10 protein-coding genes are annotated in these 12,446 nt (G+C 61.1%); 8 read left to right on the top strand and 2 right to left on the bottom strand.

Annotated features, from left to right (window positions below):
• Positions 1-46: 46 nt before the first annotated feature.
• The 3 genes from AB4O11_RS15980 to AB4O11_RS15970 all read left to right on the top strand — a co-directional run bounded on the left by AB4O11_RS15980 (position 47) and on the right by AB4O11_RS15970 (position 5,094).
• Positions 47-1,405: a TolC family outer membrane protein gene (locus AB4O11_RS15980; RefSeq protein ID WP_093438007.1), complete on the top strand. Its 1,359-nt coding sequence runs from the start codon at positions 47-49 to the stop codon at positions 1,403-1,405.
• A gap of 157 nt (positions 1,406-1,562) precedes the next feature.
• Entirely contained in the window at positions 1,563-3,722 is a 2,160-nt protein-coding gene (locus AB4O11_RS15975; protein WP_460127448.1) for a type I secretion system permease/ATPase, read from the top strand.
• A gap of 10 nt (positions 3,723-3,732) precedes the next feature.
• Positions 3,733-5,094 (top strand): HlyD family type I secretion periplasmic adaptor subunit, encoded by a 1,362-nt coding sequence (locus tag AB4O11_RS15970; protein WP_108225937.1) that lies wholly within the window; start codon positions 3,733-3,735, stop codon positions 5,092-5,094.
• Between the two features lie 114 nt (positions 5,095-5,208).
• Here AB4O11_RS15970 and AB4O11_RS15965 read toward each other — a convergent pair whose 3' ends face one another.
• Both AB4O11_RS15965 and AB4O11_RS15960 read right to left on the bottom strand, forming a co-directional pair.
• Positions 5,209-5,805, bottom strand: a complete 597-nt coding sequence (locus AB4O11_RS15965; RefSeq protein ID WP_460127445.1) for a tRNA-uridine aminocarboxypropyltransferase — start codon at positions 5,803-5,805, stop codon at positions 5,209-5,211.
• A gap of 5 nt (positions 5,806-5,810) precedes the next feature.
• Positions 5,811-6,704 carry a LysR family transcriptional regulator gene (locus AB4O11_RS15960; protein WP_007956593.1) on the bottom strand — a complete coding sequence of 298 codons (894 nt, stop codon included), beginning with the start codon at positions 6,702-6,704 and terminating at the stop codon, positions 5,811-5,813.
• Between the two features lie 395 nt (positions 6,705-7,099).
• Here AB4O11_RS15960 and speB point away from each other — a divergent pair, with 395 nt between their 5' ends.
• The 5 genes from speB (at position 7,100) to AB4O11_RS15935 (ending at position 12,405) form a co-directional block, all read left to right on the top strand.
• On the top strand, positions 7,100-8,050 hold the full coding sequence (gene speB, locus AB4O11_RS15955) for an agmatinase (protein ID WP_003222717.1): 951 nt from the start codon (positions 7,100-7,102) through the stop codon (positions 8,048-8,050).
• A 10-nt stretch (positions 8,051-8,060) separates the two neighbouring features.
• Complete coding sequence (locus AB4O11_RS15950) at positions 8,061-8,483, top strand: YybH family protein (protein WP_460127442.1); 423 nt, start codon at positions 8,061-8,063, stop codon at positions 8,481-8,483.
• A gap of 57 nt (positions 8,484-8,540) precedes the next feature.
• Positions 8,541-10,043 (top strand): purine-cytosine permease family protein, encoded by a 1,503-nt coding sequence (locus AB4O11_RS15945; RefSeq protein ID WP_099758302.1) that lies wholly within the window; start codon positions 8,541-8,543, stop codon positions 10,041-10,043.
• A gap of 170 nt (positions 10,044-10,213) precedes the next feature.
• Positions 10,214-11,593 (top strand): sodium:solute symporter family protein, encoded by a 1,380-nt coding sequence (locus tag AB4O11_RS15940; protein WP_320337362.1) that lies wholly within the window; start codon positions 10,214-10,216, stop codon positions 11,591-11,593.
• 86 nt (positions 11,594-11,679) lie between these two features.
• Positions 11,680-12,405 (top strand): MBL fold metallo-hydrolase, encoded by a 726-nt coding sequence (locus AB4O11_RS15935; RefSeq protein ID WP_093438035.1) that lies wholly within the window; start codon positions 11,680-11,682, stop codon positions 12,403-12,405.
• The last annotated feature ends 41 nt before the right edge of the window (positions 12,406-12,446 follow it).

Genomic DNA, 12,446 nt, shown 5'->3' with positions numbered 1-12,446 from the left:
TATTTGGCGACAGTAACACACCATCAGGACTCAGGGAGATGCACCCATGCGCGTTCTAACCCCCCTCTGCAGCGCGGTTTTGCTGGCCATGGCTTGCACTTCTCAAGCTCAGGCCATGAACCTCACCGAGGCGATTCAAAGCACCATCGCCACTCACCCGGAACTGGCCTCGCGCGTGGACGCCCGCCTGTCGGCTGATGAACAAGTCAAAGTCGCCAAGGGCGGTTTCTATCCGTCCGTCGATTTGAACGCCGCCTATGGCCGTGGCTACAGCGACAACACCAACACCCGGGCCTTCGGCAATCACCACACCGAAATCCTCAATTACACCCAGTCCGAGCTGCGCCTGCGGCAGATGCTGTTCGACGGTTTCAACACCGCCAACGAAGTCGAGCGCACCAAAGGCGTCTCCAATTCGCGCGCGTACTACGCGCAAGGCACCGCCCAGGATCTGGCCCTGCGCACCATCGAGGTCTACCTCGAAGTGCTCAAGCGCCGCGAACTGGTGACCCTGGCTCGCAACAACCTGCAGGCGCACTTGCGGGTCAACGATCAGATTGGCCTGCGCACCGAGCGTGGCGTCGGCAGCACCGCTGACTCCGATCAATCGGTCGCTCGTAAGGCCTTGGCACAGAACAACCTCGACACCGCCGAAGTCGATCTGTCTGACGCCGAAGCCAACTTCTACAGCGTGGTCGGGCGCATGCCCGATGAGCTGGAAACCCCGGCCTCAACCCGTGGCGAACTGCCGACCGAATTGCGTGAAGCCCAGCAGAGCATGGTCGACAACAACCCGTATCTGAAGTCCGCCCAGGCTGACGTGCAATCGGCCGAGAGCCAGTACGAAGTCGCCAAGTCGCCGTTCTATCCACGCTTCGACGCGGAAGCGGCCGTCGGCGCGAACAACAACGTGCAAGGCGATGAAGGCCACGACAACGAATGGCGCGTCGGTGTGGTGATGAACTACAACCTGTTCCGAGGCGGCAGCGACAAGGCGCGCCTGGCCTCCGATGCGCACCAGATCAACCAGGCGATGGACATCCGCAACAACGCCCTGCGTCAACTCAACGAGAACATTCGCCTGGCCTGGAACGCCATGCAGAACGCGAAGAAACAGACCCCGACCGCACGCGAATACGCGGAAACCACCAAACGCGTACGCGCCGCGTATCAGGATCAGTTCGGCCTCGGCCAACGCACCCTGCTCGACTTGCTCGACAGTGAAAACGAGCTTTACAACGCCAACCGTCGCTACACCGAAATCCGCTACACCGAGGAGTATTCGATGTACCGCGTGCTGGCGAACATGGGCCAGTTGCTGAGCAAACAACGGGTGGTGCTGCCGGCCGATGCGATCGCCGCGACCGAAGTGAAAAACGAAGCGCGCCTGCCGGAACTGAAATAAGTCCACTGTTGATCGTTCCCACGCTCTGCGTGGGAATGCCTCAATGGACGCTCTGCGTCCGCTTTGGGACGCGGAGCGTCCCGGGCTGCATTCCCACGCGGAGCGTGGGAACGATCAATGTGTGGATTCCCGTGCCCGTTCAACAGAGGCGATCAATATGACCAGCATGGAACCCGGCCACACCGGGATCGATCCGCGGCTGAGCTTCGATGATCCGTTACTCGACGGTCTGTTGATCCTCTGCAAACTGCATGGCGCGACGGTCAGTCGCGCCAGCCTGAGTGCCGGGTTGCCCCTGAACAAGCAACGCCTGAGTCTGGACCTGCTGCCCCGCGCAGCCGCCCGGGCCGGGTTGCAGGCGCGGATTTTGCGCCGTGAACTGAAAGACATCTCACCACTGAATCTGCCGATTCTGCTGCTGCTCAACGACGGTCGCACCGCTGTTCTGCGGCGCTTCAGCGACGACGGCAAAGCGCTGATCCTGCCCAGCGAAGCCGATGGCGGCGAGCAATGGATCAGCCGCGAAGAGCTCAGCGAGCACTACAGCGGCCAGGCCTTGTTCGCCCGTCCGCGCCACGAACTCGAAGACCTGCGCTCGCCGCTGGTGCCAAGGGTACATGCATGGTTTCGCGACACCCTGAAGCTGTCGAAATGGCTCTACAGCGATGCGATTCTCGCCAGTTTCCTGATCAACCTTTTAGGCCTGATGGTGCCGCTGTTCGTCATGCAGACCTACGACCGCGTGGTGCCGAATCAGGCCACCTCGACCTTGTGGGTGCTGTCGATCGGTTTGCTGATCGGCACCGGGTTTGAACTGGTCCTGCGAGTGGTGCGCGCGCACTTGCTCGACACCGCCGGCAAGAAAACCGATGTGATCCTTTCCGCGACTTTATTTGAACGCATCACCGGCATGTCGATGAAGGCACGGCCAGCGACCATCGGTGGTTTCGCCCAGAGCATTCATGACTTCCAGGGCCTGCGCGAATTCCTCACAGCGGTGACCCTGACCAGCCTGATCGACCTGCCCTTCGTCGTGCTGATGCTGGTGGTGATCGGCCTGCTCGGCGGCTGGCTGGTGGTGATTCCGCTGCTGGCGTTTCCGATCACCATCGTCTTCGCGATGATCATTCAGGTGCGCCTGCGGGATACCGTGCAAAAGAGCCTGAGCCTCGGCGCCGAACGTCAGGCGGTGCTGATCGAAACCCTCGGTGGCCTGGAAACCCTCAAGGCTTGCAGCGCCGAAAGCGAGCGCCAGCACAAATGGGAGAGCACCCACGGCGCCCTCACCCGCCTCGACAGCCACGCACGCAATCTTTCGGCACTGGCCACTAACGGCACATTGTTCATTCAACAATTCTCGGGGATGGCGACCATTGTCGCCGGGGTCTACAGCATCATCGCTGGAAACCTCAGCGTCGGTGCGCTGGTTGCCAGTTACATGCTCGGCAGCCGCGTGCTTGCGCCGCTGGGACAGATTGCCGGGTTGATCACCCGCTATCAGCAAGCGCAACTGACCATGAAAAGCACCGATGCGCTGATGGCCCTGCCGCAGGAACGCGACGGCAAGCAGCGGCCGCTGGAGCGCACGCAACTGCAAGGCGCACTCGACGTCAGCGGCGTGACCTTTCATTACAACGGCCAGAATGCGCCGGCACTGAGCAATGTTTCGTTCAGCCTGAAACCCGGTGAACGGGTCGGCATCATCGGCCGCAGCGGCTCGGGCAAAAGTACCTTGGCCCGTTTGGTCATGGGTTTCTATGAACCCGAGGAAGGCCAACTGCTGCTCGACGGCCTCGACCTGCGCCAACTCGATGTTGCTGACCTGCGTCAGCAGATCGGCTACGTCGCTCACGATCTGCCGCTGCTGGCCGGCAGCCTGCGTGACAACCTGACCCTCGGCGCACGTTACATCAGCGATGCGCGGATGCTCGAAGTCGCCGAACTGACCGGCGTTACCGAACTTGCCCGCCAGCATCCGCAAGGTTTCGACCGGCCGGTGGGCGAGCGCGGGCAATTGCTCTCCGGCGGTCAACGTCAGGCCGTTTTGCTCGCGCGATCCTTGTTGCTCGATCCACCGATCATGCTGCTCGACGAACCCACCAGTGCCATGGACAACAGCAGCGAAGACCAACTGCGGCAGAAGCTGCACGGCTGGGTGCAAGGCAAGACACTGCTGCTGGTCACCCACCGCACTTCAATGCTGAGTCTGGTGGACCGCTTGCTGGTGCTGGACAACGGCCGGGTCGTCGCCGACGGTCCGAAGGAAGCGGTCATCGATGCACTGCGCAAGGGCCGTGTCGGCTCGGCGGCGGTTTAGGAGTTGCCCCATGTCTGCTTCCACCGATAGCAAAGATCGCGGCTACTTCGACAGTTTCGGCAAAAGCGCCGAAGCCGAATTCATGCCGGAAACCGCCGGGGCCTCGTTACAGGATTCGCCGCGCTGGTCGCGGATCACCGTGTGGCTGGCGGCGGCGCTGCTGATCAGCGCAGTGGTCTGGGCCAAATTCGCCGTGCTCGAAGAAGTGACCATGGGCGAAGGCAAGGCGATTCCATCGAGCAAGGTGCAGGTGATCCAGAACCTTGAAGGCGGGATCGTCACCGAGATTTTCGTCCGCGAAGGGCAAATGGTGAACAAGGGCGACACGTTGCTGCGCCTGGATGACACACGCTTTCGCTCGAACAAGGGTGAGAGCGAGGCCGATCGTTATGCGTTGACCGCGCAGGTCGAGCGACTGTCGGCGGAGGCCGAGGGCCGGCCGTTCAAGCTCTCCGATGAGGTGATCGCCAAGGCACCGCAAGTCGCCGAGGACGAACGCTCACTGTACGAACAACGCCAGCGCCGCTTGGCCAGCGAGCAGCGCACGCTCAGCGAACAACTGCGGCAGAAAACCCAGGAACTCGCCGAGTTTCGCTCCAAGCAAGGCCAGTTCAGTTCCAGTCTGGCGTTGCTGCAGCAAGAAATGAACATGTCCGAACCGTTGGTGAAAACCGGGGCGGTGTCACCCGTGGAAATTCTCCGCCTCAAGCGCAGCGCGGTAGAAATCCGAGGCTCATTGAACGCGACAACGCTGGCTATCCCCCGCGCCGAATCGGCGATTGCCGAGATCCGCAGCAAGATCGACGAGTCGGAACAAACCTTCCGTTCGGAAGCGGCGAAAGAGCTGAACGAGAAACGCACCGACCTGTCGAAAATCACCGCCACCAGCATCGCCATCGACGACCGCGTCACCCGCACTACGGTGACTTCACCGGTGCACGGGGTGATCAAGCAATTGAAGGTCAACACCATTGGCGGCGTGGTGCAGCCGGGCAGCGACATGGTCGAAATCGTGCCGCTGGAAGACAACCTGCTGATCGAGGCCAAAGTGCGGCCGCAGGACGTCGCGTTCCTGCATCCGGGCCAGAAGGCCATGGTCAAGTTCAGTGCCTACGACTACACGATTTACGGTGGGCTGAGTGCCAAGCTGGAGTTGATCGGTGCGGACACGATTACCGATGACAAGGGCAACAGCTTTTATCTGATTCAGGTGCGTACCGATAAAAACCATTTGGGCGGGGATGTGAAACCGTTGCTGATTATTCCGGGGATGGTGGCGACGGTGGACATTATTACCGGGGAGAAAAGTGTCTTGGATTACCTGCTCAAACCCGTGCTGAAAGCGCGGACCGAGGCGATGCGCGAACGCTAGCCAATGATCGTTCCCACGCTCCGCGTGGGAATGCCGCCCGGGACGCTCCGCGTCCCTTCACGACGGTGACGCAGAGCGTCACTGGATGCATTCCCACGCAGAGCGTGGGAACGATCATTTGTCGCCATGATTACGCTGAAAGGTCTCCGCCCCCATCGCCGCAATCTGCCCCTCGATCAACGCCTCGAACGGCTTGAGCAACGGCTCGAATGACGCCGGCGCCTCCAGCGTCTGCAACGCCTGCACAATCGCCTCAATCGTCGACAACGCCCCCGGTCCCGGTGCCTTGCGCAAGCGATACCGCGACACCCCGCCCTCGGCCAGCGTCACCCGGGGCAGCGCCGCCAGTAATGGATTGAGGTGCAACATCTTGCGCGCCTTGCGCCAGGTGCCATCCGGCACCACCAGCAACAACGGTTCCTCGGACTCACCGTAAGCCTGCATCGGCTGCGCGTCATCGGCCGGAAACAACAACCGCGCCCGATACCCCGGGCGGTTCAACAGTGCCGGCAAATCCTCGAACACCTCACCGACGATCAGCTCGGCATTGCTCAGCCCGAGTGCCGCCAACCGCGCGGTATTCAACGCATGATTAACTTCACTTGGATGCTGCAACAGCAACACCCGCGTGCGACTGTCGAGGCTCGGGATCAGCGGGCAAAGGCAATGGGTTTGGGGGCGCAGGCAGCGCGGGCATTGAGGTCTGGACATCGTTCTTAAGCCTGATTGAGCTGTGCTTTAAGCAAATCACGGAAGGTCTGGATCAGCGGCTCGCGACTGCGACCCCGGCGCATGATCATCGAGAACGGCGCCTGATAACCAAACGTCGCTGGCAGCAACACACGCAAATCGCCCTTGTCGGCCCAGGCCTGAGCATAGTGCTCCGGCAAGTAACCGATGTAGGCGCCGGACAGCACCAGAATCAGCTGCGCTTCCATACTTTCCACGGTGGCGGCGCTGTGTTTGAAGCCGTGCCGGGCCAGCTCGGCCTGGCTCCAGTAACCGCGCCCGACCATGCGTTGCTGGGTGATGACTTGTTCGGGAATCCGCCGCTCGTTGAATAACGGATGGCGGCTGCTGCAATACAACCAGTGCTGCTCGCGGTACAGCGGCATGTAGACCAGACCGCTCATGCGCGTGGAAAACGCACCGATGGCCAGATCGAGACGGTTGTCCTGCACACCGAGTTGCAGTTCGTACGGGCTCATCACCGACAAATGCAAATGCACCGCCGGGTGTTCCTGACTGTAAGCGCCGATGGCTTCGGCGAAGGGCAGTGCCTTGTCGCTGACGGTAGAGTCGATGACGCCAAGGTTGAGCGTGCCACGCAATTCGCCCTTGAGCGCAGCGGCGTATTGCTCGAAACCTTCGAGCTCGGCGAGCAGGCGCAGGGTTTCCTGATGGAACAGCTCACCCTTGCTGGTCAGGCTGAACCCACCGCGGCCGCGATGGCATAGCACCAGGCCGAGCGCGGCTTCGAGCTGGCTCATGTAGGTGCTGATCGCCGAGGTCGACAGGTTGAGTTCCTGCTGGGCGTTGGCGAAACCCTGATGACGGACGACGCTGACGAAGATGCGCAACAGTTTCAGGTCGGGTAAAGCGTTGGCCATGTCTGCTCCGGGGTTTGCAACTGCGTGTCTGTGGGAAAAGCCCCTCACCCCAGCCCTCTCCCCGAGGGAGAGGGAGCTGATCTCCATGGCTTTCAAATCCTGAGTTCGACTCGATTTTTCAGGTCGATGCAGATTCCGCCAACAACTCGGTCGGCCCCCTCTACCTCTGGGAGAGGGCTGGGGTGAGGGCAGCAATCCCCAGCCGATCACAATCTTGAACCCGCCAAAGTCTAATCCCAGCCCCGCCATTAGTTTAGAAAAATCTGAACTAAGTTTTTGCCCGTAGCGATTCTTTCCCCTCACTACATTTCGCATCATCGGCCCCACAGCGGCGCCCGCTCCCCTGCTCCACGGCGCGCCGACATAAATAAAACAAAGACGATGAGGCCTTACCCGTGGACAAGATTCTTCACCAACCACTGGGCGGCAACGAAATGCCGCGCTTCGGCGGCATCGCCACCATGCTCCGACTCCCCCATGTACCGACCGCTGCCGGCCTGGACGCTGCCTTTGTTGGCGTGCCCCTGGACATCGGTACTTCGCTGCGTCCCGGCACCCGCTTCGGGCCACGCGACATCCGCACCGAATCGGTGATGATCCGCCCGTACAACATGGCCACCGGCGCGGCGCCATTCGACTCGCTGTCGGTCGCCGACATCGGTGACGTGGCGATCAACACCTTCAACCTGCTCGACGCCGTGCGCATCATCGAAGAAGCCTACGACAACATCCTCGAGCACAACGTGATCCCGATGACCCTGGGTGGCGACCACACCATCACCCTGCCGATCCTGCGGGCGATTCATAAAAAGCACGGCAAGGTCGGTCTGGTGCACATCGATGCTCACGCTGACGTCAACGATCACATGTTCGGCGAGAAGATCGCCCACGGTACGACCTTCCGTCGCGCCGTCGAAGAAGGCCTTCTGGACTGCGACCGCGTGGTGCAAATTGGTCTGCGTGCGCAGGGTTACACCGCTGATGACTTCAACTGGAGCCGCGATCAGGGCTTTCGCGTCGTACAAGCCGAAGAGTGCTGGCACAAGTCGCTGGCGCCACTGATGGCCGAAGTGCGCGAGAAAGTCGGCGGCGGTCCGGTGTATCTGAGCTTCGACATCGACGGCATCGATCCGGCCTGGGCACCGGGCACCGGCACCCCGGAAATTGGTGGTCTGACGACCATTCAGGCGATTGAAATCGTTCGCGGCTGCCAAGGCCTCGACCTGATCGGTTGCGATCTGGTAGAAGTCTCGCCCGCTTATGACACCACCGGCAACACCTCGCTGCTGGCCGCCAACCTGCTGTACGAAATGCTCTGCGTACTGCCTGGCGTGGTCCATCGCTGAGGGTCGGGTCATGAACGAACGTGATCAGGTTCTGCAAGCGGCCGCCGATCTGGTGTCCGCCTTCGCCCGTAACGATCGCGAAGCTTACTTCGGCGCCTTCAGCGCCGATGCGAGTTTCGTTTTCTACACCCTCGAACAGCCGCTGCTGTCGCGCGACGCCTATCAGGCCTTGTGGGACAACTGGCGCGCCGAGGATGGCTTCGAGGTGCTGTCGTGCACGTCGAGCAACGCCTTCGTCAGCCTGCAAGGTGATGTGGCGATTTTCATCCATGACGTGGCCACCGAGCTGCGCATGCAAGGGGAGCAACACTTCAGCCAGGAGCGCGAGACGATTGTTTTCAAGAAACAAGCGCCGAGCCTAGAACAACAAGGCCATTGGCTGGCCTGCCACGAACATTTGTCCGCAATGCCGGAAGGGCTGCCATCCCCTTAGCCAAAACAGGTGACGCCTCACGCACGATGAGGCGCGCCTTTATGATCGGAGCAGATCATGAATAACAACAACAACGACCAAAGCCTTACGCAGATTGAAACCCACGGGGTCGAACAGATCCCGGACCACGAACGCAGCGCAGGCCCGACGGACTTGTTCCGGATGATCTTCGGTGGTTCGAATACCTTTGCCACCGCCGTGCTCGGCAGTTTCCCGGTGCTGTTCGGTCTGTCTTTTCAGGCCGGCGTCTGGGCGATTGTGTCGGGCGTGCTGCTTGGCTCGCTGATCCTCGCACCGATGGGCCTGTTCGGCCCGCTCAACGGCACCAACAATGCCGTGTCGTCGGGTGCGCATTTCGGCGTGCATGGGCGCATCGTCGGTTCGTTCCTGTCGCTGTTGACCGCTATCGCGTTTTTCTCGCTCTCGGTGTGGAGTTCGGGCGATGCGCTGATCGGCGGTGCAAAACGCCTGATCGGTCTGCCGGAAACCGACCTGACTCTGGGCCTGGCCTACGGTCTGTTCGCAATTCTGGTGCTGACCGTGTGCATCTACGGCTTCCGCTTTTTGCTGTGGGTGAACAAGATCGCGGTGTGGAGCGCCAGCCTGTTGTTCCTGCTGGGCATCTTCGCCTTCGCCGGTCCTTTCGATGTGAACTACGCCGGTACGGTGAGCCTAGGTCAGCCGGGCTTCTGGGCCGCGTTCATCGGTGCTGCGCTGGTGGCGATGAGCAACCCGATTTCCTTCGGCGCGTTCCTCGGCGACTGGTCGCGCTACATCCCGCGTGACACCTCCAAACAACGGATCATGGCAGCGGTCGTGCTGTCGCAGATCGCCACGTTCATCCCGTTCCTGTTCGGCCTGGCCACCGCGACCATCGTCGCGATCAAGGCGCCGGACTACATCGCGGCGAACAACTATGTCGGTGGTTTGCTGGCGGTGTCGCCGAGCTGGTTCTTCCTGCCGGTGTGCCTGATTGCGGTGATCGGCGGCATGTCCACCGGCACCACTTCGCTGTATGGCACCGGGCTGGACATGTCCAGCGTATTCCCCCGCGTGCTCTCGCGAGTGAAAGCGACGCTGCTGATCGGCGTGCTGTCGATTGCCTTCATCTTCATCGGCCGTTTTGCGGCGAACCTGGTGCAAAGCGTGTCGACCTTCGCCGTGCTGATCATCACCTGCACCACGCCATGGATGGTGATCATGATCATCGGCCTCTTGGTGCGTCGCGGCTTCTACTGCCCGGATGACCTGCAAGTGTTCACGCGCGGCGAACAGGGCGGTCGCTACTGGTTCAGCCACGGCTGGAACTGGCGCGGTCTGGGCGCATGGATCCCGAGCGCGGCGGTTGGTTTGTGCTTCGTCAATTTGCCGGGGCAGTTCGTTGGCCCGTTGGGTGAAATGGCCGGCGGTATCGACATCAGTTTGCCGGTGACATTGGGCTTGGCTTCGGTGGTGTATCTGACACTGCTGAGCCTGTTCCCGGAACCGCGCGAAGTGTTCGGCCCGACGGATGCCCGCAGCCAAGTCGGGGAGTCGTCGGCTAAAGCGCAAGCTGCCTGAGTAAACGCCTACCCCCTGTGGGAGCGAGCTTGCTCGCGAAAGCGATCTGTCAGTCACATCACTTTTGAATGTGCCGCCGCCTTCGTCGGATCGCCGCCCGGAGCAAGCTCGCTCCCACAGGGAGATTCGAATCAGCCTCACATAAAAAAGACAATCGGAGACACGCCATCATGGCTTTGGATTTATTCGTCGTCCTCATCTACGCCGCCGGCATGCTCTTGCTCGGCTACTTCGGCATGCGCAAGGCCAAGACCAACGAGGACTTTCTCGTCGCCGGTCGTAACCTCGGCCCGAGCCTGTACATGGGCACCATGGCCGCGACTGTTCTGGGTGGCGCGTCGACCGTCGGCACCGTGCGCCTGGGCTACGTGCACGGCATCTCCGGTTTCTGGCTGTGCGCGGCTCTGGGTTGCGGCATCGTTGCGCTGAACCTGTTCCTCGCCAAACCGCTGCTGAAACTGAAGATCTACACCGTTACCCAGGTCCTGGAAAAACGCTACAACCCGATGGCCCGCTCGGCGAGCGCGGCGATCATGCTGGCCTACGCACTGATGATCGGCGTGACCTCGATCCTGGCGATCGGCACCGTCCTGCAAGTGCTGTTCGGCCTGCCATTCTGGGTGTCGGTATTGCTCGGCGGTGGCGTAGTGGTGATCTACTCGGCGATCGGCGGTATGTGGTCGCTGACCCTGACCGACATCGTCCAGTTCATCATCAAGACCGTGGGCCTGATGTTCATCCTGTTGCCGATCTGCCTGTACCGCGTCGGCGGTTGGGACGAACTGGTGCTGAAACTGCCGGCGACTGCCTTCAGCTTCACCACCATCGGCTGGGACACGATCATCACCTACTTCATGATCTACTTCTTCGGCATCCTGATCGGTCAGGACATCTGGCAACGGGTGTTCACCGTCAAGACCGCCAAAGTCGCGCAATACGCCGGCAGCATCGCCGGCATCTACTGCATCGTCTACGGCCTGGCCTGCGCGCTGATCGGCATGGCTGCACACGTGCTGATTCCGGATCTGGACAACGTCAACAACGCCTTCGCCGCCATCGTCAAACTGTCGCTGCCGGACGGCATCCGTGGCCTGGTGATCGCTGCAGCACTGGCGGCAATGATGTCCACCGCTAGTGCTGGCCTCCTTGCCGCCGCCACCACGCTGACTGAAGACCTGCTGCCAAAACTGCGTGGCGGCAAACAGTCGAGCCTGGGCGTCAACCGCCTGTTCACCCTGCTGACCGGTGTCGTGGTGCTGGGTATCGCGCTGGTGGTAAATGACGTGATCAGCGCCCTCACCCTCGCCTACAACCTGTTGGTCGGCGGCATGCTGGTTCCGCTGATCGGTGCGATATTCTGGAAACGCGCAACCACCGCCGGCGCCATCGCCAGCATGGGCCTGGGCTTCGCCACCGCACTGCTGTTCATGTTCAAGGACGGTCTGGATGCCAATACGCCGATCTACTACAGCCTGGCGGTGGGTCTGGTGAGTTTTGTCGTGGTCAGCCTCGCCTCGCGCCGTCCTGTCTCGGTGGCCCGCGCGATCTAAGCTGAAACATAACGACTTGATGCTTTCTTCGACGAGTGTGGCGTCGGTTGCCACACTCGTTTTTTTACGCTTGGAGAAAAGTACCGATGAAGATCGTTTCTCGTGATCAGTGGTTTGAAGTGCAGCACCTGAGCGATGGCATTCGGTTGATTCACGAGCCGTATATCCGCCCGTTTTACCGCTGCAACCTCTGGCATGTGCAGGGCCGTGACAAAGACCTGCTGCTGGACAGCGGCTCAGGACTGGTCAGCCTGCGCGAACAGTTGCCGTGGATTACCGAGCGGCCACTGGTGGCAGTGGCCAGTCATTGCCATTTCGACCATATCGCCGGGCATCACGAATTTGCTGAACGGCTGGTGCATCCGGCCGAAGCGGACATTCTGGCCGCGCCGGATGGCGAAAACGACTTGAGCCGCGCTTTCGTTGGCGACGACATGTTCGAAGCGCATCCGGATTGCCCGTTGTGCTACGCCGAATACCGGGTCAAAGCCGCGCCGGCGACCGGGTTTGTCGAGGACGGTGATGTGCTCGATCTGGGCAATCGCACGCTGCAGGTACTGCATACACCGGGGCATTCGCCGGGCGGCATCAGCCTGTATGAGGCGGCGACTGAAACGCTGTTCAGCGGCGACATCATTTACGACGGGCCGCTGATCGAAGACGCCTACCACTCCAATCTTGAGGATTACGCCGCCAGCCTGCGACGTTTGCAGGCGTTGCCGATCCGCACGGTGCATGGCGGGCACTTCGGCAGTTTTTCCGGGGAGCATTTGCGTTCGATGATTGACGAGTGGTTGCGCGGCCACGTCTGAGGCCTGCTTCACTCAAGCACAACAACAATCAGAAATATCTG

The organism is Pseudomonas sp. H1_D05, from assembly GCF_054682705.1.
Note: the sequence above shows the minus strand (reverse complement) of the source record. Positions and strands in the feature narration are given on the sequence as shown.

Excerpts from the sequence above, each read along its gene's own strand:
- AB4O11_RS15950 (WP_460127442.1), top strand. The coding sequence starts at position 8,061 with ATGAACGAACGTGATCAGGTTCTGCAAGCGGCCGCCGATCTGGTGTCC.
- AB4O11_RS15945 (WP_099758302.1), top strand. The coding sequence starts at position 8,541 with ATGAATAACAACAACAACGACCAAAGCCTTACGCAGATTGAAACCCAC.
- AB4O11_RS15975 (WP_460127448.1), top strand. The coding sequence starts at position 1,563 with ATGACCAGCATGGAACCCGGCCACACCGGGATCGATCCGCGGCTGAGC.
- AB4O11_RS15940 (WP_320337362.1), top strand. The coding sequence starts at position 10,214 with ATGGCTTTGGATTTATTCGTCGTCCTCATCTACGCCGCCGGCATGCTC.
- AB4O11_RS15970 (WP_108225937.1), top strand. The coding sequence starts at position 3,733 with ATGTCTGCTTCCACCGATAGCAAAGATCGCGGCTACTTCGACAGTTTC.
- AB4O11_RS15960 (WP_007956593.1), bottom strand. The coding sequence starts at position 6,704 with ATGGCCAACGCTTTACCCGACCTGAAACTGTTGCGCATCTTCGTCAGC.
- AB4O11_RS15965 (WP_460127445.1), bottom strand. The coding sequence starts at position 5,805 with ATGTCCAGACCTCAATGCCCGCGCTGCCTGCGCCCCCAAACCCATTGC.
- AB4O11_RS15980 (WP_093438007.1), top strand. The coding sequence starts at position 47 with ATGCGCGTTCTAACCCCCCTCTGCAGCGCGGTTTTGCTGGCCATGGCT.
- AB4O11_RS15935 (WP_093438035.1), top strand. The coding sequence starts at position 11,680 with ATGAAGATCGTTTCTCGTGATCAGTGGTTTGAAGTGCAGCACCTGAGC.